Genomic DNA, 22,879 nt, shown 5'->3' with positions numbered 1-22,879 from the left:
ACCATCTCTTATCTGAAGTTTTGTTTTCGCTTAAATTGGCTGGGAGACAATCCCTTTATTTTTTTAAATACTTTACAAAAATAACTATGATCGGAATAGCCAACCATCGCACTAATCTCGGAAATGTTTGCTTCACCCTTTATCAACAGTTTTACAGCTTCCTCAATCCGAATTCTATTCAAATATTCAATAAATCCTTCATTATTATGTGCAGAAAAATAGCTTGAAAGATAAGAAGGATTAAAATGAAAATGCTTTGCTACTTCCTTTAAGGTTAGTGGTTGTGCATAATGCTCCCTCATGTATTCCATTAGTTTTTTCATATTAATATTTTCAGGCTGATTTTGGGCAGAATTGATGCATTTCTTAACTTCCTCAATAAAACGATTCAGCAGTTGAACGGTTTCACCTGCCGTTTGAGCTTCATCAATCGCCCGAAAGTAGGAATATCTTGCGTTCTCTAATTCCTTTACATCATATTCCATATTGTTAAGGAGGACAGTGATGTTAAAAATGATGTTTCCAAAGAAAGCTTTATATTCAAAGACATCCATCGTATAGCAGCTAGATACTGATTGAACATGATCGACTAAATAACTTAAAGCTGAATCAAACTGCCTGCGCTTAAACTCACTTGTAAACCAATCCAGATTAAAATTGTCACTTTTAGGAGGTAGTTTCGGTAGACTTTTCTCCATTAAAAGTGGGACATCTGGCAAATAGAATCGATAATTTAATAGCTTTATTAGATCTTCTTTGCATTGTTTGCCAAGTTGAGAAAAATGGTCGAATGCTTCTGTTAAGGCGAAACCAATGTTAGAATCGGACTTTGCCAGTTGTCTAGCCAGTTCTATGACCTTGTCCATTCCTTCAGTATTAAAATTAATGAGAAATACCTGGATTGCCTGGTCAAAGGGAAAGAAGTGGCATGCGGCCTCTTTTACGTTTGTTTTGAGAGCATTTTCGATATTTTCTTTAATTCTTTCCGTAAATTCAACCGTTCCTTTTGATGGATGATTCTTCACGTCAACACCTAATAAACAGAAGTGACGATATGGAAAAGCTTTGGAGATGGTCACCGAATCAAAATCGGCCTCGTATCCTGAAATCAATTTTTGTATGATTTGGCCGATAGAAAGATTGGCTTCTACCTGATTTCCCACATCTTGAAGCGAGGGAATTCTTTCCCGGGCCGTATTTAATGCCTGTAACAGGCTGTTAGAATCAAGTTTCGGTTTTAATATATAATCCACGACTCCGCTTTGAAAGGTTGACCTTACGTAATCAAACTCTCCAAAACTACTAAGAATAATGATTTCAATATTGGGGTATTTATCCTTTACCAGTCTCGTTAATTCTTCCCCGTCCATAATCGGCATTACAATATCCGTGATGATAATATGCGGATTCGCTGTCTCAATTAATTCAAATGCTTCCTGACCATTGGCGGCTTCCCCAACAATTAAAAAACCTTCCTTTTCCCAATCGATATAATGTTTAATTCCTTGTCTAATCAATAGTTCATCATCTACGATAAGTGTTCTGCAAAGTTCTGGAGTTGTCATATTAATTCCCCCTTCCTTAAAAAGTTTTCAAATATTCTGCAATTCCCGAGTAGTCCTATTACCTCATTTTAGCACAAAAAAATGCAGGCATAATTTTTGCCTGCATTTCCCTTATTTCTTATTTCGATAATAGTGCGAGCGTCGTATCTAGTAGGACGTTTACACCTTTTTCGCATTCTTCCCATGTGGTCAGTTCTTCCTCGCAATGGCTTTTTCCGTTTTTGCTTGGAACGAACAGCATGGCTGTTGGAATAAGGCTTGCAATGAATTGAGCATCATGTCCAGCACCGCTGACCATTCGCTTATTGGAATAGCCCAGTGACTGGGCAGATTGCTCTAAGTGATTGACTACTTCTTCATTAAACCAAACCGTGTCACGCTCCCACAGCTTTGTTACTTTTACATCGCAGCCTTCGTCTAAGCCTAGATGTGGCAGGCTTTGTACAAAGTCCTTAAAGGTACTGACAATTTCCGTATCCTTGTGACGAGCTTCCAATGAAAAGACGACCTTATTTGGAATAACGGTATGGATACTTGGATAAACATTTACCCGCCCGATTGTAAATACTAAGTCCTCATCAAGTGAGCCTAAGCGGCTGCGGATTTCATTGATTAGATTATTTGTCGCAAATAAGGCATCTTTTCTCATATTCATTGGGGTGGTTCCAGCATGATCGGATTCACCGGTTACTTCAATTTCGAAGCAGGCCATTCCGACAACGCATTCGACAACGCCAATGGCGAGTGCTTCTTTTTCAAGGATTGGTCCTTGCTCGATATGCAATTCTAAAAGAGCAGTTGCTTCTTTCAAGCGGTTTGCCTCTTCGCCAACGTACCCGATTTTCTCTAGGGCATCTCCAAAGGTAATGCCGTCTGCGTCTTTCTTTTGTAACATGGTGGCCTTGTCAAATTTGCCGGCAATGACACCGGAAGCCATCATTGAAGGTTCAAATCTTGCTCCCTCTTCATTTGTCCAGTTCACAATCGTAATCGGAATTTTTGGCTTTACGCCATTTTCCACGAGGGTTCGGACCACCTCTAATCCGGCAACAACCCCAAGTACTCCGTCAAAGCGGCCGCCCTTTTTTACCGTATCCAGATGTGAGCCGATGACAATTGGAGGTTTTTGTTCCGTTCCTGCAAGTGTGGCATACATACAACCCATATCATCAATCTTAACTGTTAAGCCGAGTTCTTCACAGGTGGACTTGAAATAGTTTCTTACTAGACGATCCTGCTCCGAAAGGGCGAGGCGGGTGACCCCATTGTTTTCTGTTCGGCCAAAATCCGCGAACCGTTCTAGCTCCTGGTGAAGTCTTTCTCCATTAACCAATAACTTTTGACGTTGCATGATTAACCACTCCTTTTTACTGATAGATTTTCAGACCAGTTTCATAGCACTTGGTAATACGAGAAGTTAATGTAAGCGTATACAGTTTTAAAAGTGTTGGTAATCCTTGTTTCAAACAATTATAGTTATGCCTTTATGTAAATATTCAGACTTGTATATAAAATTATATACTATTCCAGCTCGATGTCATTAGACAAAACATAAAATCTTTTCCATAAATTGTTTTATAGTATGTAAAGTTCTACCTAACAAAAAAAGTGGGAGGCAGCTGCCCCTCCACTTCTTTCTTCATTATTAAGGATTAATTTTTGTATTGAAGACTTGTTTACCATCTTTATATTCTAGGATTGTTGCTGATTTAATTGGGTTATGATTTTTATCAATGGATACAATTCCGGTTACAAGTGATAGATCCTTCGTTTTTGCCAATTCGTCTTTGATTTTGGTTGAGTCTGTGCTGCCGGCACGCTTGATTGCATCGGCTAACATATAAACGGTATCATAGCCAAGTGCGTTGAAGGCATTTGGTGATTCGCCCTTGTTCTTATCTTTAAAGAGTGTAACAAAGTCTTGGATCTTTTTATCTGGGTCTTCAGATGAATAATGGTTTGTAATATAAGTGTTATTCAATGCATCTTTTCCTGCGATTTCAATTAACTTTGGAGAATCCCAGCCGTCAGCACCCATAAACGGTACAGTGATTCCTAATTCACGAGCCTGCTTAATGATTAAACCTACCTCTTCATAGTATCCAGGGATAAAGATGAATTCAGGCTTTTTCGCCTTAATACGAGTTAATTGAGAGCGGAAATCAGTATCTTTAGCAACATAAGCATCTTCTGCTATAACCTTGCCGCCATCTGCTTCAAAAGTCTTTTTGAAGGATGCAGAAAGACCTTTAGCGTAATCACTAGAGCTGTCTGCGAAAATGGCTGCGTTTTTAACCTTTAATTTTTGTGCTGCAAAGTTTGCTGCAACTGTTCCTTGGAATGGATCGATAAATGATGTACGGAAAACAAATTCATTTAACTTTCCTTTGTCATCAACTGTTACGTTCGGGGCTGTACCCGATGGTGTTAATAAAACCGTCTTCGTATCATTTGCGATTTGCGCCTGTGCAAGGGTGTCACCGCTGGTTGCTGCTCCAATAATAGCTGTTACATGGTCTTGGCTGGATAACTTAACCGCACCGTTGGTTGCTTCGGCTGCATCTGATTTATTATCGACTTTTACCATCTCAATCTTTTTGCCGTCAACTCCACCTTTTTTATTGATTTCATCGACTGCAATATTAATCCCGTCAAGCAGCGATTCACCGTAAGATGCAACCCCGCCAGAGAGCTCCAAGTTTACCCCAACTTTAATAGATTTGCTATTGTCGGAGCCTGAACCTGAACTGCTATTTGCTCCTGAGCATCCAGCTAGAATTCCAGCCACTAAGCTCGATGCCATAAAAAGTTTTGCCATTTTCTTTTTCATACTAGTAATCTCCCTTTTCTGATTTTATCTCTCTGATGTAATTTTTAATGTTTTCAGAATATAACTTATGGACAGCCCTGTCAATGTTTTTTCAGAATAATTTTTAAAATTAAATTTTTCCACTTCAGCAACAAGTGTCCACCACAGAAGGACAAAATCACGAAATGTCCACGAACGGTGCCTGTCACCGCTTTTAGTTGTTTACGTACTGAAGGTCTAGTTCGGATTGTGCGTTGAGGTCAAGTTTTTTTGGAATTTGGAGATAGAGGATGCCTTGGCCTTCGTAGAAGTTGGATTCATGTTGGAACCAGCCTGTACCGGTAAATTGGTTAATGGTAAAGACATTTTCAAACTGTGAGAATTTTAATTCGACTCTTTCTGGTTGCCCCAGCATGAGTGTATCCTCTGATAATTGTATTCTAATTGGACGCTTCTTCTCAGTAATTTCCCGCTGATCCACACTTGACCTTGTATGATAGTAGATGGCATCGATTTTCCCGTCATTTTCCTTCTTCCGTTCTACTACAACTCTTGCATTAAAGAACTCCCCGTTTTCAGTCCTGATTTTCACCTTTTTCCCTTGATAATCAAAGTCCCATTTTTTTACGACAAATGGGTTTCCAGTTTCAGCAATTTTCCCTTCTAAAGCTGCTACATATAATTCCGAGTTTTCTTGAGCAAGATCTTTTTCTTTAACTATTTTTCGGTCTGTCATCATGCCGTTAACTGGATGTGCAATATCTATAATAAAACAGACCAATAAAACCGTAATATAGCCTCCCAAAATCCAATAAACTCTTTTTCTAAAATTATATCTGCCTTTTCGCTTACCGCTTCCATTCATCATTTTTACTACAAAGAAGGCAATGATCATTCCGATAATTATAATGATGATAATCGGCATCAGGTTTGCAACCATCATGACCTGACCTCCATTCGATTGGATAAAACCACTGACCCGTAAAATAGCAATACAACAGCGACGACAATTTTAACAATAAATAGTAAAAGCGATGACTCTGTAAAGAAAATAGCAAATAGATTGATTAGCAGTTTTTCCTTACCAATCCCAATTCCTAAGAAAATAGCGGGCAGCACAATGATAAATATTTTATTGATCTGAACAAGCATCCCGACAAAATAACCTAATGCACAAAATAGAAAAATATAAAAACTAGTGGTCATAATACCAAGTAGAAATTCTGAAGGGACAAACATTTTGCTCGAAGAAGCCACCAATTGCTCCCCTCTAAAATACACCATAATGACCTTTAGTAAAGAAGTGGAAAGCACTGATGTGCCCCCGCCAATGACACTTGCCGCCAGCAGAAACAGTATATTCGATAAATTACTGCTGACTCTATTTGTAATAAATGCGAAATCATCATAACGATACGCTTTTGTCGTTAGGTTAATCGCGGTAACAAACGCCCATAAAAACGTAAAACCGACGACTATGTCAGCTGAATAATATCGGATATCAATATTGATGCTTTGACTACCCGAACCCATCGATCCAACACCATTAAAGGAAAAGAATATCGCAATCACCTGAATAATGACGAGTGTAGTAAAAACCTGTTGATAGGCTTTGAGTTTATAACAAAATTGTTTTTTGACCACATGACCCAGACTAGGATTTGATAAAGACACCATCAATTCCACCTTTCGTTTTACCAGTTAAATAGACACATAGGTCACTAGAGTCCACTGGCGAAATCTCAATTCCAGCTGCACGAACTTCTTTTAACTCCGCTGGAGAAAAGCTATTTTTCACCACAACATATAAATAATTCCCTCCGATCGCCTGGGAATAAAGGATTCCCCTATCTTCTACCCATTTCGTTACAATAGCAGCACTCCCCTGCAGCCCCACTGCCCATTCCTTCAAATCAGCTGACGGGAGATGAAGCAGTTCTTTTCCGTCTTTTATCAGCAGAATATCCTCGATTAAATCCTCTATTTCGTTCAAGTGATGACTTGAAATGATAATCGTCCGGGGATGGGCAATGTAATCCTTTAATAAGGCGCGATAAAAATCTTTACGGACAGCTGCATCCATTCCAGATGTTGGCTCATCAAAAATGGTAATCGGGCATTTTGCCGCCAATCCTAAAATCATCTTAAACGTACTTTTCATCCCTTTTGAAAGACCATCAAATTGCTGCAGCGGGTGAAAGGAGAAATAGTCAAAAAGACGATGAGCAAGCTCCTCATCCCAGTTTTCATAAAAGCCAGCAGCTGTTTCTAAAATCTCCATCAAACCTAATGCTGAAGGAAGAGTCATTTGCTCATGGATAAAGATTAGGTTTGCCGAAACCTTAAGATTGTTAAAGGGATTTTCAGAAAAAACCTTTATTTCACCGGATGTCTCTTTTAAATGACCGGCAATGATTTTTAGCAAGGTCGTTTTCCCGGCACCATTTCTGCCAATCAGTCCAGTAATTTTATTTTCAGCAATTTGAAACGTTATCGCGTTTAACGCATTTTCTTCCCCATAGACCTTCATCAATCGATCGCATTCAATTACATTCATTCCTCTTCCTCCCCTATTTCTTCCTTTCTGATCATTTCAAGTAATTCATTCTTGCTAACATTAAGTCTTGCGGCTTCCATAACGATTTCCAAAACCAGGCGCTTAAGCGTTTGGTTTTTCCGTTTTTTTAGGATTGTGTCCTTTGCAGCTTCTGCAACAAACATCCCCAGACCACGTTTTTTATAGAGAATTTCTTCATCAGCCAAAATATTGAGACCCTTTGCTGCTGTCGCCGGATTAATAGTAAACATCTCCGCAAGCTGGTACTGGGAGTAAATTTTTTGGTCCTTTTCAAAATTTCCATTTAATATTTCTGTCTCCAGCCACTCTGAAATCTGAACATAAATTGGCTTCGATCCATCCAAATGAGGAATCACCCTTCTCCTCCTCCCCTAACACAGTACATTAGTGTTGTAATGTAGTATATTATAATTCCCAAATAATAACAATACATTTTTGGAAAATACTTCAACAAATAAAAAAGAGCGTCTGTCATCATGCTCAGCATGAAACAGACACCCTTCAATTCGATCAATTAGTTATTTATTTCTATAATTTTCAACTGTCCTCCTAGAGAGGACAAAAAGCTCAACTTGTCCACGAACAGTGACAGGCACCATGTAAAAATTCACATGGTGCCTGTCATGGTCATTTATGCTTCTATTACTTTTGAATTTTGGTAAACTTCTTTTTCGAACTCCCCAGTGACCTTACTTGTTAAGACACCAGCTGTCATCGCACCACTGACATTCAGCGCAGTACGCCCCATGTCAATTAATGGTTCAACAGAGATTAAAAGTCCAACGATCGCAATTGGAAGATTTAATACTGATAATACAATCAGCGCTGCGAAAGTAGCACCGCCACCCACACCAGCCACACCAAATGAACTTAGGGCGACAACTAGGATTAGAGTGAGAATAAATGATGGACTTGTAGGATTAATGCCTGCAGATGGAGCCACCATTACAGCCAACATTGCCGGATAAATACCTGCGCACCCGTTTTGGCCGATAGAAAGTCCGAATGAAGCAGCAAAGTTCGAAATCCCTTCGGAAACCCCAAAATCCTTTGTAAGTGTTTTTGTTGTTAAAGGTAATGTTCCTGCGCTAGTACGGGAAGTAAAGGCAAACGTTAAGGTTGGTAAGCCTTTTTTAACATATTGGACCGGGCTGAGTTTAGCAAGTGACAATAATAATAAATGGACAATGAACATAAGAATAAGAGCTGCGTAAGAAGCAATAACAAACTTGCCTAATTTTGCAATGGCTTCGTAATCGCTTGTTGCAGATACTTTTGTAATAATTGCCAAAATCCCATAAGGCGTTAATCTGAGAATAAGTGTTACAACTCGCATGATGATGGCGTATAAGGTATCTATAATTTTAGCGAAAAATTCCCCTTGCTCTTCATTCTTCTTTCTTACTCCTAAATAAGCAATCCCGATAAAGGCTGCAAAAATAACTACAGCTATTGTAGATGTAGGACGTGCACCCGTTAAATCTTGAAATGGATTACTCGGAAATAGCTGCAATATCTGTTGTGGGATTGTCGCATCTTTCACGGTAACAACGGTTTCCTTTAATTCTGCATTACGAGCAGCCTCCGCGTCACCTTGGCTCAAATGAATACCATCAAGCCCAAATCCAAGTGCGGATCCAATACCGATGGCTGCAGCAATAGCAGTTGTTCCAAGAAGCAAACCAATAACCAGGAAACTGATTTTCCCAATATTTTTCGTAATCTTTAGTTTCGTAAATGCACCAACAATGGAAATGAAAACAAGTGGCATGACCACCATTTGTAAAAGTTTTACATATCCACTTCCAACAATACTAAACCAATCGATGGTGTTAATCGTAACATCCGATGTTGTTCCATAGATTTGATGAATAGCTAAACCAAATATAAGACCTAAACCTAATGCAGTGAAAACACGTTTGGAAAAAGATACATGCTTTTTTTGCATTAAGAACAAACCTGAAATAAGCAATAATAAAACGACTAAATTGACTATTACTAGAATAGTATTCAAAATAATTCCCCCTTTTTCCATTTTTTTATGTATACGGGGATTTTATTACAATTATTCCTATTGGTCAAGTAGGAATTATAATATAGTTCTTCCCTCTTCGAATAATACACAGTCTTTATTTTCAAAATAAAACGTAATGCCTGTCACCATTTACATAGGTGACAGGCACCGCTCGTGGACATTTAGCTTATTTTATCCATTCCAGATGGACAGTTTTGTCGCAACCGCCTCAGCAGTAGTTCGGCAAACTTTCGGCACCGTTTTAGGTCCTGCAGCTGTGGTGTTAATTCCACCTTCAAGGTAACCGCTAATTCGCTCTGGACATAAAGCATGTCCCGGAACTTATCGACAGCCCCGCAATAGTGGGGGTAGAATTGATCTCCTGTGCCGAAAACCCCGGTTACGATTGTATCCGTCTCCTGTGTCTCAAATGCCCTAAACAAAGGCAGTATCTCTTCGGGTATTTCCCCGTTTCCCCATGTATAGGTTCCGACCACCACTCCATCAAATTGACTTATTTGCCATAAAGGAAACTCCTCAATCGTAAACAACTGTGTATCTATGTCATAGCCCTTGATTAATCCTCCTAAAATAGTTGCGAGTTCTTTCGTATTCCCTGTAATCGAGGTATAAACGATGGCTAACTTCATTCCCGTCTCCTCCTACAGTTCATCAAACCCATTCGATTGTGTCACCTTGGAATAAGTTCTGGATTTTTGCTCAAAGAAATCCGACTTCGTATCATTGATCATTTCATCGCTAAATACATGAATCCACGGCATTGGGTTTTCACGATCTGGGTAAAGATTTTGTAATCCCAGCTGCCGCAGGCGTTTGTTCGCCAAATATTCAACATAGCCACTGAATTCCTTCAAATCAATTCCTTCGATATCCTCTAAGATAAATCCGGCCCATTCTTTTTCAAGCTCCACTGCCCGGTCTATCGTTTGGTAGATATACTCCACATTTTCCTCTGTATTCAGCTCCGGATTCTCACTTAAAAGAATACGAATAAACTGCGCGATAAAATAAGCATGCTGCATTTCATCCCGCTGGATATAGCTGATCATCGTGCTCGTTTTGAGCATTTTTTGCTGGCGGGCAAGATGATAGAAAAAGGCAAACCCGGCATAAAAATAGATTCCTTCTAGATTAATAGAATTTACCGCTAGTTTAAATACGTTTAATGGTGTAGGGTTTTGTCGGAAGTTCTCATATGATTCTAAAATTAATTGATTTCTTTTCCGGACAATCGGATCATTTTTTGCTTGGTCAAACCGATTGTTTTGTTCACTTAACGGTACTAGTGAGCTCAAAATATAGGAATAGGATTCAGTATGTACTGCCTCCTGCTGTGAAATCACGGCAAAAATTGCCTTAAAGCTTGAGTCCGATACATAGTCCATGACCTGGCTCATCGTCGGTGTTTGCAGGCTGTCTAAGGAGGCTAGTTGGGTGTTAATCCTTAGAAAAACATCCTGTTCCACCGGTGAAAGGAATTCCCATTGCTTCAGGTCATCCTGCATATTAATCTCCTGAGCTTTCCAGAAGTTTGAAAGCAAGGTTTGATAGAGGTCATACATTTGCGGGTATGCAATGTCATTCCAGTTCAGTAGACCGGAGGATTTCCCGTTGATGACTCCGGTTGATTTATTTGGATATTCCGGGTTTAGTAGTTTTATTTTTTTTAATGGTAGATGGATGTTCATTTTGATGGCCTCCTTCAATAATTATATTGGGTCATTTAGTTAGTTTTGTAATTCAAGAGTTGTTTGAAGGACATTTAGTTTTTGAAGGACATTTCCATTCGGCTCTCCGCTAATTTTGTCCTTCATTTGGCTTTTGAAGAACATTTCCATTCGGCTCTCCGCTAGTTTTGTCCTTCATTCGGCTTTTGAAGGACATTTCCATTCGGCTCTCCGCTAATTTTGTCCTTCATTTGGCTTTTGAAGAACATTTCCATTCGGCTCTCCGCTAGTTTTGTCCTTCATTCGGCTTTTGAAGGACATTTCCATTCGGCTCTCCGCTAATTTTGTCCTTCATTCGGCTTTTGAAGGACATTTCCATTCGGCCCTACGCTAATTTTGTCCTTCATTCGGCTTTTGAAGGACATTTCACTTGGATTTCATGCCAATTCTGTCTTTTAAAATCTTTTTTATACATGTCGATTCGGCGGCTTTCTTAGTCTGTCCTTACTCCATGCAAAAGTGTATTTCCCCTAGCTATGACACGCTTCACACTCCTCAATCTCCGCCTGAGACGTACTCCGGATATAGTAAGTAGTTTTCAGCCCCTGCTTCCATGCCTCCAGATGAAGATTTAGTAACTCCCGTGCCTTAATATCATGACGAACATACAGATTAAAACTGATCGCTTGGTCAACGTGGCGTTGGCGGGCAGCGTTTTGCTTAATACTCCAGACCTGATCTAAATCATGGCGGGCCCGGCGGAAATACTCATACGTCACATGATCCAAATCTGGAGCCGTTACCTTGAACTTAAAGTTTTTCTTTTCCTCCGCGTACTCTACAGAATAAATTGGATCAATTCCATCCGTGGATCCGCCAATTTTAGCCGTCGAAGAATTCGGAGCAACTGCCATTAACCAGCCATTGCGAACCCCGAACCTCGAAACCTCCTGCTTCAATGAAAGCCAGCGGTCCGAGCGATACTTTTTACGTTCAAAATATACCCCAGTCTGCCATTCCGAACCCTCAAACTTGTTGTATGCCCCTTTTTCCCGAGCAAGCTCAACCGAAGAACGAATCGTATAATAAGCTATTTCCTCGTACAGCTCATCAGCTGCCCCGACCGCATCCTCCGATTCCCAATGAATTTTTTTCAAGGCAAGCAAATGATGCCACCCAAAGGTCCCGAGCCCAATGCCACGATATTTTTGGTTCGTTACCTGTGCCTGTCCGACCGCAATCGTATTTAAATCAATCACATTATCCAACATCCGCACCTGAATTGGGATCAGCCGCTCTAATACACCTGCCGGAACCGCCTTTGCCAAATTAATAGACGATAGATTACAAACAACGAAATCCCCAGGTCTGCGGACAATAACAATATTTCCATCCTCATCAACATGCTCTTTAACAACGGTGGAAGCAGACATGTTTTGCGCAATTTCCGTACACAAGTTACTGCAATAAATAGAAGTCCGCCCCGCCCCTAATAAGTGTTTATTTGGATTTTGCCTGTTCACCTCATCTCGATAGAACATATAGGGAGTCCCGGTTTCCAGCTGCGAGACCATAATCCGGGCCATAATTTCCATTGCCCGATAAGTTTTACGCGGAAGAAGCGGATTCCGGACAGCTTCCTCATATTTTTCGGTAAAATAAAGCTTGTCCTCCTCATCGTAAAAATCCTCCAAGCCAAGAGGCTGGCCAAACTCGTCCTTCCAGCCCATTATCTGCTTCACTTGATGTGGACAGAACGTGCACCACTGTCCAATACTTCTACCATTCTCGTCTGCTTCTTCAAGTTTTTTCATAAATAAATCCGGAATCGAGACTCCTGTAAAAATATCATGGGCTTTGCGCCGTTCATCACCATTGTTTGTTTTTAAATCCAGGAATCCATTCATCATATCCTTATGAAAAATATCCAGATAAACCGCAATAGCCCCCTGCCTTTGACCTAACTGATCAACGCTGACCGCTGTATCATTGATCAGCCGGATCCACGGGACAACACCTGAAGAATTGCCTTTAAATCCTTTAATATCGGAGCCAAGGGCGCGCACCTTACCAAAGTAAATGCCGATTCCACCGCCATCCTTACTTAATCTGGCACTGTCCCAATTGTTTAAATAAATCCCATCCAGCGAGTCATCGACAGTATCAATAAAACAGGACGACAACTGACCGAAGCTTTTCCCCGCGTTAGATAAGGTCGGTGTAGCCACGGTCATATAAAGATTGCTCATGGCCCAGTAGGCCTCTCTAACCAAGGCCATTCGGCGGTGAGGCTGCTCTTTTTGCATCAAGGTCATCGCAATTACCATGAATCTCTCCTGTGGAAGCTCGTATAAATTTCGCTCATGATCCTTGGCCAGATAACGATCTGCCAATAAAAATAATCCTATGTAGTTAAACAGGTGATCACGTTCAGGCTTGATTTCTTTACCCAGCTTCTCGATTTCTTCCCGCCCATAGGAATCCAATAATTCACTAGAATAGATTCCTTTATCCGTTAAAGACATAATCAACTGATAAAAATCACCATAATGCTCCACCTGTGAATAACCACGGTTGCGTGCAGCCTCCATATATAATTCCTGTAAATATAATCGTGCAGCGACAAACGTCCAATTGGGCTGATCCATCGCAATCCGGTTGAGTGCGTACATAAGAGCTTGCTGAGTTTGTTCTTTTTCTGTTGCATCTTGTATTTTTTGAACCAGTTCTGCAGTATCAAGACTATATTGCTCCGCCGCCTGCTGGATTACCTCGGAAACGTATTCTTTCGTGATCATTTAAAAACTCCTCCTAAAATAAAAAAATCCGCTCGGGGCGGATTCGAGCAGATGAAACGACAACAGAAATGAGGATTCAAGGCACGACTTTCTTCCTTGACCTAATTTGCCACCGTTCCAGCTCCCAATCCCCGAGGAAGTGAAACATCTCAAATTAGGACAGGTCTCCTGACTCATGCTTCTCCCTACTTTGAGCCCTTCCCGTATAAGCACCTATTTTCACAAGAAACTTATACAGTGGTCATCGCTCATTTCGTCTGCATTTACAGTTGCGGGGGCAGCTCTGGATTCTCACCAGATTCCCTTTTAAGCCGTATGGCATCCTAATTCAAGGCTAACACAATATGTAGATGTTTTATTTCTCACTAAAATCAATATATAGTAATAGATTTATTTTTTCAAGTTTAATTGTTTTCACTTCTATATATTGGTAATATTTATCTAAAAAAATAGGTGATAATCCATGACACTAGGAAAATTGATTGGGCGTGGAAACACAGCGGAAGTGTATGAATGGGGAGAAAATGAGGTCATCAAACTTTTTGATCAGCGGATTCCAGAAAGTCTAGTAGATGAAGAATATCAATCTAATCTGCTGATTCAAGGTTTAAAGCTGCCTTCCCCTCTTGTAAAAGGGAAAACAGAAATAGATGGTACGAAGGCAATTATCTATGAAAAAGTTAATGGCAATAGTCTGACAAAACAGCTTACAAGGAATCCCTTTGCAATACGGGACAAGGCAAAACTTTTTTCACAATTACACCAGCAAATTCATGAAAAAGATGGCGCATCCCTTCCGAAACAAACGGCTCACCTCACCAGAAATATTCAATACACCGATTTATTAACCACTGAAGAAAAGCACACTATTTGTGATTTTTTGCAAGAACTACCTGAAGGTAATCAAGTCTGCCATGGCGACTTTCACCCCGACAATTTACTCGTCTCCGAGAATCAAGTTAAAGTAATTGATTGGATGACTGCAACCTGCGGCAACCCTATAGGAGATATTGCGCGAACTTATATCATTTTAAAACATGCCTATTTGCCAAAAAACATGCCAGCTTTTGTAAGAGCTTCACTCAAGCGAGTTCGAAACAGATTTTGTACCTATTATCTTGAGGAATACGGGAAACAGCAATCGCTGAACATGGAAGAACTAGAAAAATGGACAATTCCAGTCATGGCTGCCCGGTTAATAGAGGGGGTTCACCCGGATGAAAAAGCGGTATTACTCGAGGAAACTCGTAATCTTCTAAAAAAATATTTTTCTCATTAAAAAAACGATCCTGCCCTCCTAATAAGAGTGGCAGGATCAGGTTTCCACAGATCAAGCTGATACTTTTTCAGTGTATACATGCTTCAGTTGTTTTCGAGCCCGATACAGACGGGTCTTAACAGTTGCTATTTTAAGATTTAACAGACTGGCAATCTCATTTTCTTTTAAACCATAATGGATTTTCAGGATCAGCACCTCCTGAAATTCCTTTGATAGACACCCCATCGTCTCGTTTACCTCTTCCTTAAAAAGACGGACTCCAACCTCTTCTTCGAGATTTTCCCCGGACCGTTCCAGTCCGATGATCGGTTCTATGATCGCAGGGTCTACGAGCATCCAGTTTTTTCTTTTTCCATTCGTAAAAAATCAATCGCGGTCCTGGCTGTAATGGCGGACAACCAGGCACCCAATTTATTTGAATCTTCTACTGTATCCAGTTTCTTATAGGCTTTCAATAAGGCTTCCTGAACGATATCCTCCGCGAGAAATCGATCCTTGGCGTAGGAATAAGCAATATAGTGTAGGCGCTGTGAATATTCTCTAAATATTTGATTAAAATCAATGGAGCCCATGACTCCACCTCCTTTATGAGAAAAAACACCATTATTTGAAATGTTCTTTTACAAAATCCGGCGCATGTGCTTCATCGAAAAATAAAACCTCTTTATAGTTACCCTTCTTATAGTAAAAAACAACAGTATAATCTTTTTGAGGATGACTCCCCGCTCTTTGCAGCGCAAGTTCAATTTCTTGCTTATTTGTACTTTTTAGTGAATTATTATCCTTTTCCAGCTGTTCAATCGGTTCCTCTGTTTCGAATGCATGAGAGTAATCCTTCTTTACGACCAGGATTTTTGAAATATCCTTGTTCGTAATTGTCACCCTTTCCAGCTGTTTCTTTTTCGTTAACCACTCTGTAAAATTAACAAAGGACGGTCTCAAAGTGAAATAGATATTTCTGTTTTTTCCCATATCCACTTCAATCCCAGAACCCCGATCCTGGTAATAAAGATTGTCCTCATAGGATTCTGCTAAAATATCGGACTTTAAGATCGAAATAGCCTCTTTTATTTCAATTGGATCAGCAAAAGCGGCTTCTTTGCCAACCGGCCCATTCGTACTAATACGAATCGATCTGATTTGATTCACATTGATTTTAAAAATCTCGTTCGTCGCAAGTTTATATTCTTTCGAATCGTTAATTGTTTTGAATAGATCCGCGTAAAGACGCTTATCCACCCTGTATTCTCGAGTTACATATCTTCCGTTTTTCAATTTATATCGTAAAAATAAATCCTGGGTCTGTTCAGAAATATGCCCCTTATTTAGCTTCTCATTCGCAATAATTTGCTTATGGAGCTTTCGCACCGACTCAATATTTGCTTCTTCTTTCAATGGTTCAGGTACCCGAAATTTTTCAGTTGATGAATATTGACTCATGAAAAGATATGGGTTATCCGTAATTAAAACGTTTTGGATTTCCGTTTGGTTCGGTACCCGTTTTTCATAAACTCCTAGTGTCTTAACACCTAGGATTAGCACTGCCGATATGGCTGAAAATACAACCAAACCCTTTAATCGTCTAAGGCTGAAAACGCGCCATGTTTTTTGCAGAACCATTTCCGCAATAAAATAGCCGATTACTGCTCCAATCACATATCCAAAGATAATCCAGCCGGTGTTAGCATTTTGTACTTCACTGAAATACACTCCGCCAAGGAACATGACGCAAATCGTCACACCATATTTAAAAACTGAACGTAAACGGACAATCGCAATTGCTTCGGTAACTGTTTCCAATTTTCTTTTTTTATAAAAAAACAATGAAAGGCCATAAAGGACCACCGATAAAAGCAAATAAATAACAACATACTCCCATTTTAAATCGGCATTATTAAGGGTGATCGCCGTCGTAATCGGTGACATCTTTTCCAAGTCCCTATTCAAAAGATAATCGCTTGGAAAACCATATAATAATATTTTTAAATTAGAGCAAACCAATATTGTTATTCCCACTGGAAACAGGACAAAAATATAGGTTAACACAGCCTGAACTACCGATAATCCAGTCATCATTGCAATAAACACACCAGCTATAAAAAACAGCAGGTCAAATAAAATCGTGGTTCCTGCCCAAATAAAAATATCGGTTTTGCTATAAATCGCCGTAATATCAAGGTTGATCCGAATGATTAATAGCAAAATCGTTGTAATCGCAACCGGTAAAACCAAAAGGATGATTCCCGTGAGCGCATAGTGATGGAAAATTTTATCCCTTTTAAGCGGAATACTATGCATCAGGTCTGAAGCCTGTTTTACATGTAAAAAACGGAATAAAAACACCGCCAGCAAAACAGGAACTGTAATCATTAAGGTAATTTGAATATCATAATAAAATTGAAAAAGGTTTTCAGGCTTCGTGTAAAAGGCTCTATTTTCTTCCGAAGAATACCTCATGATCAGCTGCAGTGGCAGCGCAAACAACAGTCCAAAAAAATAAACGATGGAAATCCAGCCCGTACCCCTGCCAATCTGCATGATTAGTTCTCTATTAAACAATGACATTTTTGATGGCATAGCCGATATCCCCCATTTCGTAAATAAAGATTTCTTCGAGAGTGAGCGGCAGCAAGTCAAAAATGACCGGATTCGTCTGGCGGATTTGTTTTGCAATTTGATCCTCGTCGCCTCTAATAATGAACAAGTAGATACTGCCCCGTTTTTCTTGATGGAGTAGGTCCAAATTTTTCAGCAAATGTTTTGGAAGTCCATCCTTATACGCAACCTGAACTTTTTGAACATTGGCTTTTAAATCATCCAGTTCTTTTTGTATGATGAGCTTTCCCTTATGGATGATGCCAATATGATCGCAAATATCCTCAATCTCACGGAGATTATGAGATGAAATAAGAATCGTCATTTCCCGTTCCGCCACATCATTGATGAGCAGATTCTTCACTTTTTTCCTCACAACTGGATCCAGTCCATCCATTGGTTCATCTAGAATAAGAATTTCAGGATTTGAAGAAAGAGCAAGGATGAAAGCAATTTGTCTTTGCCAGCCTTTTGAAAACGTGTGGATTTTTTTCGATAGGTTGACTTCAAACAGCTCAGCCAGTTTATGAAAACGCTCCTCACTCCAGGTTGGATAGATGTTTTTATAAAAACGGGCCATTTGCTTGGTTGTATAATGGGATAAAAAATACGGCTGATCTGGTATGTAAAAAACCTTCTGTTTCAGGCTGATGTTTTCAAATACTGGTTGACCCTCCACCGTGATTTCGCCTGACTCTTGGCGGTAAATACCAGCAAGCAGCTTGATTAAGGTTGTTTTCCCTGCCCCATTAGAACCGATTAATCCGTAAATCGATCCTTTTTGGATGGAAAGATTTACTTGGTCTACAGCTTTAAAGCAATCAAATGTTTTGCTGACATTGTTCATTTCAATCATTGCTTTCGCCTCCCCCTTTTGAAGCGTCTAAATCTTCGATTAATTCGATGATTTCTCTAGCTTGGATTCCCAGGTATAGTGCCTCTATAATTAGCTTCTCTAGCTCCTTTTTAACCTCAGTGATTTTCTCATTGTCCTTCACCTGGTTGTTCGGACTGACAAAGCTGCCTTTGCCTTTTATGGAGTAGATAAATCCTTGGGTCTCAAGTTCCCTATAAGCCTTCTGGATGGTATTGGGATTGATGGATAGTTCAGTGGCAAGCGCCCGGACCGAAGGCAGCTGCTCATCCGCTTTGACCACCTCATTCATAATCAATTCCTTCATTTTGTCGACAAGCTGTTCATAAATGGGCTTACGGCTTCGAATATCAAGCTCAAACATAAAGACCCCCCATCTGTACTAAGTGTACTATTATTCGCAATACAGTTGTATTATATTCCATCTACTACCAAAAGAAAAGGGGGATTCGAAAAAAAATTAAAAAAGCCCAGCTCTCAACCAAGAACCAGACTTTGTGATCAATTTAGTATTCGATTCAGAAGCGTCCGTCACACGTGGACAAATCAAGGTAAAAGTCCACGAACGGTGTCAGGCACCGTCTTAGGCATCGCCTTATTTTTTCTTTGCGTGTTTGCGCATGTCAAAGGCTACTGCGACGATGATGATGGCGCCTTTGACGATGAATTGGATGTATGGGCTTACGCCAAGGAAGGCTAGGCCATAGTTGATGATTTGGAAAATCAGTACCCCGGTGATCACGCCAGGTACAGTTCCGATACCGCCAGATAAAGATACCCCGCCGACAACGCAGGCTGCGATTGCATCCAGCTCATACATATTACCAGTATTGTTGGTGGCACTGCCGACACGGCCCGCTTCAAGCGTTCCAGAGAAACCGTACAAAATACCTGCTATCATATAGATAATAATAATATTTCTCGCAACGTTTACCCCAGATACCTTTGCAGCTTCTGGATTCCCACCGATTGCGTACATGTTTTTACCAAGTGTCGTTTTATTCCAAACTACCCAAATGATAGCCGTAACAATAATCGCATAAAGCACTAGATAAGGAATCTCGTATTGTCCAATAGGAATTCCCCGCTGAGCGAAAGTCGTAAATTTTTGACTTAATCCACCGATTGGCTGCGCCCCGTACGGAGGGCGGTCGAAATAGATGGAAGTGATTCCGTAAACTCCAATCATCATCCCTAATGTGGCAATGAACGGAGGAACATGGAATTTAGAAACAATCACACCATTTAGCACTCCAATAAGTCCCGTGATGGCCATTGCAATTAAAATTGGTACAAAAAGCGGCAATTCATGAAGATGAGGATACATTTTATAAGCATAGTCAGATGCCTGTAAAAGAGATGCAGACACAACTGCCGCAAGTCCGACCATCCGTCCAGCCGACAAGTCTGTACCCGCAGTAATCAAAATCCCAGCCATCCCAAGGGCAATAATGATCCGAGAAGATGATTGACTTAAAATATTGATTAAGTTCGTAACGGATAAAAAGTCTGGAGAAGCAATGACAATTCCCACGACTAATAGAATTAAAAACACATAGATTACATTATTAAAGAGCCATTTAGAGACAGTAGTTTTTTGTGAAACTTGATTATTCATTTGCATCTCCTCCTAATACAAAGCTGCTAATCGCATGATTTCTTCTTGCGACGTTGTGGCCGTTTCCACGATTCCAGCTGCTCTTCCATTACTCATGACTAAAATGCGATCAGTAGTCCCTAAAAGCTCAGGCATTTCAGATGAAATCATTATGATTCCTTTTCCTTCAGCGGCTAATTGGTTGATTAATTGATAGATTTCGAACTTCGCCCCTACGTCAATCCCCCGTGTTGGTTCATCCAATAATAGAATATTGGGTTTGGTTAACAACCAGCGGCCAATGATAACCTTCTGCTGATTTCCGCCAGATAAACTACCAATGGAGGTCTTTTGCGAAGGTGTCTTTACTTTCATCGAGTCAATCACCCATTTGGTATCATCAAAAACCCTTTTATCAGATAAGAACAATCCATTTGTCTTATATTGCTTCAGATTCGAAATGATAGAGTTAAAACTGATACTCAGCTCTGGATAGATTCCCGTTGTCCTTCTTTCTTCGGTAACAAGGGCAAAACCATTTTTGATGGCATGCTGCGGGGTAGGATTTTGGACCACTTTGCCATTCACTTCAATCGCCCCGGATTTTAGTGATCTCATTCCAAATAACGATTCCACCACTTCTGTTCGTTTCGAACCCACTAAACCGGCAATTCCTAAGATTTCGCCTTTACGAAGTTCAAAATCCACATTCGAAAAAGAACCTTCTGCTTCCGCTGTTAAATCGGACACCTTTAGGATGACTTCCCCTGGCTGATTGATTTTTGTAGGGAAGCGCTGTGAAAGATCTCGTCCAACCATCAGCTTAATTATTTCGTCGGTGGTTAAGTCCTGCGCACTCTTTGTTGCGATGTACTGTCCATCTCGCATGATCGTTACTTCATCAGAAATTTTTAAAATCTCTTCCATTTTGTGTGAAATATAAATGATCGCTACATTTTCACTTTGCAGTTTCTTAATGATTTTAAACAAATGATTTACTTCATTCTCTGTCAGGGATGATGTTGGTTCATCCATTACAATGATCTTAGAATGATAGGAGACCGCTTTTGCTATTTCCACCATTTGCATTTCCGAAACAGATAAGGTACTTACCTTGCTGCGCGGATCAAGATTAATATCAAGACTTTTAAAAATAGCGACAGTATCGTCATACATTTTTTTCTCATCAATGAAAATACCTTTTTTCGGATAGCGGCCGAGCCAGATATTATCCATGATATTTTGCTGACGGACTTGATTGAGCTCTTGGTGGACCATGGAAACTCCGTTTTCGAGGGCTTGCTTGGAATTCGCAAACGCTACTTCTTTTCCGTTAAAAGCAATCTTGCCTTCGTCCATGGAATAAATCCCAAATAGGCATTTCATCAACGTCGACTTTCCAGCACCATTTTCGCCCATCAAGGCATGAACGGATCCCGCTTTTACTTTTAAGGAAACATTTTGCAGCGCCATAACCCCTGGGAATTTTTTTGTTATATTAAGCATTTCAAGTAGATTAGTAGTACTTGATTCTGACATGAGCGAACCTCCTCGCGTAAAGTGAAACTTCGATCAGGAATATATTAGGGTGAAAAAGTGTCCAGCTTCACTAACGATGGAAGCCTAACCCCGAACGAAGGAAAAGCATGATCTTTTCCTTCGTTCGAGGAGCGCCATGCCCCTTGTGATCAGCTCAAGGTGCTGGACTAAGGCGCTGCCTCTATGAAACTAAACAAAATCGCTTCTGCTTTTTTATTGTCTAGCTGCAGCGCCCTTGGTCAAGGCGCTTCCGCTTTTTTTATTTATAAGCGTCTTTACCTTCTTGGATGTTATCCTTAGTGATTTGCACGTAAGGTACACGAACTGCCTTTGCATCGTCCAGCTTCCACTGAGTTCCGTCTAAAACATCCTTGCCTTTTGCAGCATTTGCAGCTAAGTCAATCGTAGCCTTCCCTTGGTTTTTCGCATCATTCAAGATGGTTCCAACCATTTTGCCTTTTTCAATCATTTCAAGTGCTTCCGGAATGGCGTCAACCCCTACAACCGGCATGAATTTGCCGCCAGTGAAATATCCTGCTTTTTCGAGAGAAGCAATCGCACCTAAGGCCATGCCGTCGTTGTTAGCAATAACAAATTCAATTTTGTCGCTGTATTTTGCTAACCAAGCATCCATTTTCTCTGTCGCTTTTGTAGCATCCCACATTGCGGTATCTAATGCTAACTGTTCTACCTGAATGCCTTTTTCTTTGATCGTATCCACCGCATATTTTGTACGTGCCTCTGCGTCCGGGTGCCCTGGCTCACCTTTTAATAAAACGTATTGGAGTTTGCCATCATGGTTTTTGTCCCATTTATCTTTGTTTGCTTCCCAAGCCTTAGCAATTAATTCACCTTGAAGGACACCAGATTCAGATGAAGTTGTACCAACATAGTAAGCTTTGTCATAGCCTTTCAATACAGCAGCATCCGGCTCTTTGTTAAAGAAGATAACAGGGATGTTTTTCGGTTTCGCTTTATCGATAATCGTTTGAGCCGCTTTTGGATCGACTAGATTAATAGCCAGTGATTTTGCGCCTTTTGCAATCAACGTATCCACTTGTTCAATTTGTTTGGATTGGTCATTTTGAGAGTCATTCAACATTAATTTCACATTGCCTTTTGCCGAGTCTTCCATTGAACGGCGTACATAGGACATGAAGTTATCGTCAAACTTATAAATCGTAGCGCCAACAGCCGGAAGGTCGCTGCCCTTGCCGCTTGCAGAATCTCCAGAGGTTGAGCTGCTGCAGCCCGTAGCTAAAAGAATACTAGAAGCAACCGATAATGAGAGGATGAGGCCTTTTTTCTTATTAAACATCGAATCAATCTCCTTTATGATAAAGTTATTGGAACCAGTTTCAGCATTTGATGTAAACCCTTACATTCATGGTAGCATGGAGCTTATTTTTCAAATAGTTCAAAACAATAGCACTAATTTGTGATTATCTAGACTATTTTGTTTTTCGAGAATTTCTCCAAAAAAATACTCTGTTACACTTAGCTGTTGATTTCCGCTCCAATCAACTTTGTTTTAAAGATCAAC

At 40.2% G+C, this 22,879-nt stretch carries 20 protein-coding genes and 1 riboswitch; of the genes, 1 reads left to right on the top strand and 19 read right to left on the bottom strand.

Annotated features, from left to right (window positions below):
• Nucleotides 1–8 precede the first annotated feature (8 nt).
• From RCG21_RS04555 to RCG21_RS04505, 11 genes are all read right to left on the bottom strand, one after another.
• Nucleotides 9–1,565, bottom strand: coding sequence for a response regulator transcription factor (locus RCG21_RS04555; protein WP_308912906.1), 1,557 nt, complete (start codon nucleotides 1,563–1,565; stop codon nucleotides 9–11).
• A 118-nt stretch (nucleotides 1,566–1,683) separates the two neighbouring features.
• Entirely contained in the window at nucleotides 1,684–2,916 is a 1,233-nt protein-coding gene (locus tag RCG21_RS04550; RefSeq protein WP_308912905.1) for a Zn-dependent hydrolase, read from the bottom strand.
• A 294-nt stretch (nucleotides 2,917–3,210) separates the two neighbouring features.
• Nucleotides 3,211–4,395, bottom strand: coding sequence for an ABC transporter substrate-binding protein (locus RCG21_RS04545; protein ID WP_026573618.1), 1,185 nt, complete (start codon nucleotides 4,393–4,395; stop codon nucleotides 3,211–3,213).
• Between the two features lie 193 nt (nucleotides 4,396–4,588).
• Entirely contained in the window at nucleotides 4,589–5,317 is a 729-nt protein-coding gene (locus RCG21_RS04540) for a hypothetical protein (RefSeq protein WP_308912904.1), read from the bottom strand.
• Entirely contained in the window at nucleotides 5,314–6,051 is a 738-nt protein-coding gene (locus RCG21_RS04535) for a hypothetical protein (protein WP_165976349.1), read from the bottom strand. Before RCG21_RS04535 ends, RCG21_RS04540 begins: the two co-directional genes overlap by 4 nt.
• On the bottom strand, nucleotides 6,029–6,931 hold the full coding sequence (locus RCG21_RS04530; RefSeq protein WP_133338160.1) for an ATP-binding cassette domain-containing protein: 903 nt from the start codon (nucleotides 6,929–6,931) through the stop codon (nucleotides 6,029–6,031). Before RCG21_RS04530 ends, RCG21_RS04535 begins: the two co-directional genes overlap by 23 nt.
• Nucleotides 6,928–7,308 carry a GntR family transcriptional regulator gene (locus RCG21_RS04525; RefSeq protein ID WP_133338158.1) on the bottom strand — a complete coding sequence of 127 codons (381 nt, stop codon included), beginning with the start codon at nucleotides 7,306–7,308 and terminating at the stop codon, nucleotides 6,928–6,930. Before RCG21_RS04525 ends, RCG21_RS04530 begins: the two co-directional genes overlap by 4 nt.
• Before the next feature lie 275 nt (nucleotides 7,309–7,583).
• Nucleotides 7,584–8,987 (bottom strand): L-cystine transporter, encoded by a 1,404-nt coding sequence (locus RCG21_RS04520; RefSeq protein WP_308912903.1) that lies wholly within the window; start codon nucleotides 8,985–8,987, stop codon nucleotides 7,584–7,586.
• Nucleotides 8,988–9,148: 161 nt separating this feature from the next.
• Entirely contained in the window at nucleotides 9,149–9,616 is a 468-nt protein-coding gene (locus tag RCG21_RS04515; protein ID WP_133338154.1) for a flavodoxin domain-containing protein, read from the bottom strand.
• Nucleotides 9,617–9,628: 12 nt separating this feature from the next.
• Nucleotides 9,629–10,675: a ribonucleotide-diphosphate reductase subunit beta gene (locus tag RCG21_RS04510; RefSeq protein WP_133338152.1), complete on the bottom strand. Its 1,047-nt coding sequence runs from the start codon at nucleotides 10,673–10,675 to the stop codon at nucleotides 9,629–9,631.
• Nucleotides 10,676–11,184: 509 nt separating this feature from the next.
• Nucleotides 11,185–13,452, bottom strand: a complete 2,268-nt coding sequence (locus tag RCG21_RS04505) for a ribonucleoside-diphosphate reductase subunit alpha (protein ID WP_133338151.1) — start codon at nucleotides 13,450–13,452, stop codon at nucleotides 11,185–11,187.
• Between the two features lie 141 nt (nucleotides 13,453–13,593).
• Nucleotides 13,594–13,793: riboswitch (cobalamin riboswitch) on the bottom strand.
• 122 nt (nucleotides 13,794–13,915) lie between these two features.
• On the opposite strand from RCG21_RS04505, the gene RCG21_RS04500 reads away from it, so the two are divergent.
• Nucleotides 13,916–14,731, top strand: a complete 816-nt coding sequence (locus RCG21_RS04500; protein WP_308912902.1) for a phosphotransferase family protein — start codon at nucleotides 13,916–13,918, stop codon at nucleotides 14,729–14,731.
• Between the two features lie 51 nt (nucleotides 14,732–14,782).
• Here the strand turns inward: RCG21_RS04500 and RCG21_RS04495 are convergent, their stop codons facing one another.
• The 8 genes from RCG21_RS04495 to mglB form a co-directional block, all read right to left on the bottom strand.
• A complete protein-coding gene (locus RCG21_RS04495) occupies nucleotides 14,783–15,067 on the bottom strand; it encodes an RNA polymerase sigma factor (protein WP_308912901.1) in 285 nt (94 codons plus the stop codon).
• Complete coding sequence (locus tag RCG21_RS04490) at nucleotides 15,058–15,303, bottom strand: RNA polymerase sigma factor (RefSeq protein WP_308912900.1); 246 nt, start codon at nucleotides 15,301–15,303, stop codon at nucleotides 15,058–15,060. Before RCG21_RS04490 ends, RCG21_RS04495 begins: the two co-directional genes overlap by 10 nt.
• 31 nt (nucleotides 15,304–15,334) lie before the next feature.
• Nucleotides 15,335–17,308, bottom strand: a complete 1,974-nt coding sequence (locus tag RCG21_RS04485) for a DUF6449 domain-containing protein (protein ID WP_308912899.1) — start codon at nucleotides 17,306–17,308, stop codon at nucleotides 15,335–15,337.
• Complete coding sequence (locus tag RCG21_RS04480) at nucleotides 17,283–18,182, bottom strand: ABC transporter ATP-binding protein (protein WP_133338143.1); 900 nt, start codon at nucleotides 18,180–18,182, stop codon at nucleotides 17,283–17,285. The genes RCG21_RS04485 and RCG21_RS04480 overlap by 26 nt, the downstream gene beginning before the upstream one ends.
• Nucleotides 18,175–18,564, bottom strand: a complete 390-nt coding sequence (locus RCG21_RS04475; RefSeq protein WP_133338141.1) for a GntR family transcriptional regulator — start codon at nucleotides 18,562–18,564, stop codon at nucleotides 18,175–18,177. The genes RCG21_RS04480 and RCG21_RS04475 overlap by 8 nt, the downstream gene beginning before the upstream one ends.
• Before the next feature lie 231 nt (nucleotides 18,565–18,795).
• Complete coding sequence (gene mglC / locus RCG21_RS04470) at nucleotides 18,796–19,818, bottom strand: galactose/methyl galactoside ABC transporter permease MglC (RefSeq protein ID WP_133338139.1); 1,023 nt, start codon at nucleotides 19,816–19,818, stop codon at nucleotides 18,796–18,798.
• Between the two features lie 12 nt (nucleotides 19,819–19,830).
• Nucleotides 19,831–21,336 (bottom strand): galactose/methyl galactoside ABC transporter ATP-binding protein MglA, encoded by a 1,506-nt coding sequence (gene mglA / locus RCG21_RS04465; protein WP_308912898.1) that lies wholly within the window; start codon nucleotides 21,334–21,336, stop codon nucleotides 19,831–19,833.
• A 259-nt stretch (nucleotides 21,337–21,595) separates the two neighbouring features.
• Nucleotides 21,596–22,654, bottom strand: coding sequence for a galactose/glucose ABC transporter substrate-binding protein MglB (gene mglB / locus RCG21_RS04460; protein ID WP_308912897.1), 1,059 nt, complete (start codon nucleotides 22,652–22,654; stop codon nucleotides 21,596–21,598).
• Nucleotides 22,655–22,879 lie beyond the last annotated feature (225 nt).

Origin of the sequence: Bacillus salipaludis (assembly GCF_030938565.1) — a bacterium.
GTDB lineage: Bacteria > Bacillota > Bacilli > Bacillales > Cytobacillaceae > Neobacillus > Neobacillus salipaludis_A.
The sequence above is the reverse complement of the archived record's forward strand: the minus strand, read 5'-3'. Positions and strand labels throughout refer to the sequence as shown.

Bases quoted from the DNA above. Each gene is read 5' to 3' on its own strand.
- RCG21_RS04495 (WP_308912901.1), bottom strand. From the start codon at position 15,067: ATGCTCGTAGACCCTGCGATCATAGAACCGATCATCGGACTGGAACGG.
- mglA (WP_308912898.1), bottom strand. From the start codon at position 21,336: ATGTCAGAATCAAGTACTACTAATCTACTTGAAATGCTTAATATAACA.
- RCG21_RS04515 (WP_133338154.1), bottom strand. From the start codon at position 9,616: ATGAAGTTAGCCATCGTTTATACCTCGATTACAGGGAATACGAAAGAA.
- RCG21_RS04550 (WP_308912905.1), bottom strand. From the start codon at position 2,916: ATGCAACGTCAAAAGTTATTGGTTAATGGAGAAAGACTTCACCAGGAG.
- mglC (WP_133338139.1), bottom strand. From the start codon at position 19,818: ATGAATAATCAAGTTTCACAAAAAACTACTGTCTCTAAATGGCTCTTT.
- RCG21_RS04480 (WP_133338143.1), bottom strand. From the start codon at position 18,182: ATGATTGAAATGAACAATGTCAGCAAAACATTTGATTGCTTTAAAGCT.
- mglB (WP_308912897.1), bottom strand. From the start codon at position 22,654: ATGTTTAATAAGAAAAAAGGCCTCATCCTCTCATTATCGGTTGCTTCT.
- RCG21_RS04500 (WP_308912902.1), top strand. From the start codon at position 13,916: ATGACACTAGGAAAATTGATTGGGCGTGGAAACACAGCGGAAGTGTAT.
- RCG21_RS04520 (WP_308912903.1), bottom strand. From the start codon at position 8,987: ATGGAAAAAGGGGGAATTATTTTGAATACTATTCTAGTAATAGTCAAT.
- RCG21_RS04485 (WP_308912899.1), bottom strand. From the start codon at position 17,308: ATGCCATCAAAAATGTCATTGTTTAATAGAGAACTAATCATGCAGATT.
- RCG21_RS04555 (WP_308912906.1), bottom strand. From the start codon at position 1,565: ATGACAACTCCAGAACTTTGCAGAACACTTATCGTAGATGATGAACTA.
- RCG21_RS04530 (WP_133338160.1), bottom strand. From the start codon at position 6,931: ATGAATGTAATTGAATGCGATCGATTGATGAAGGTCTATGGGGAAGAA.
- RCG21_RS04535 (WP_165976349.1), bottom strand. From the start codon at position 6,051: ATGGTGTCTTTATCAAATCCTAGTCTGGGTCATGTGGTCAAAAAACAA.
- RCG21_RS04540 (WP_308912904.1), bottom strand. From the start codon at position 5,317: ATGATGGTTGCAAACCTGATGCCGATTATCATCATTATAATTATCGGA.
- RCG21_RS04475 (WP_133338141.1), bottom strand. From the start codon at position 18,564: ATGTTTGAGCTTGATATTCGAAGCCGTAAGCCCATTTATGAACAGCTT.
- RCG21_RS04510 (WP_133338152.1), bottom strand. From the start codon at position 10,675: ATGAACATCCATCTACCATTAAAAAAAATAAAACTACTAAACCCGGAA.
- RCG21_RS04505 (WP_133338151.1), bottom strand. From the start codon at position 13,452: ATGATCACGAAAGAATACGTTTCCGAGGTAATCCAGCAGGCGGCGGAG.
- RCG21_RS04545 (WP_026573618.1), bottom strand. From the start codon at position 4,395: ATGAAAAAGAAAATGGCAAAACTTTTTATGGCATCGAGCTTAGTGGCT.
- RCG21_RS04490 (WP_308912900.1), bottom strand. From the start codon at position 15,303: ATGGGCTCCATTGATTTTAATCAAATATTTAGAGAATATTCACAGCGC.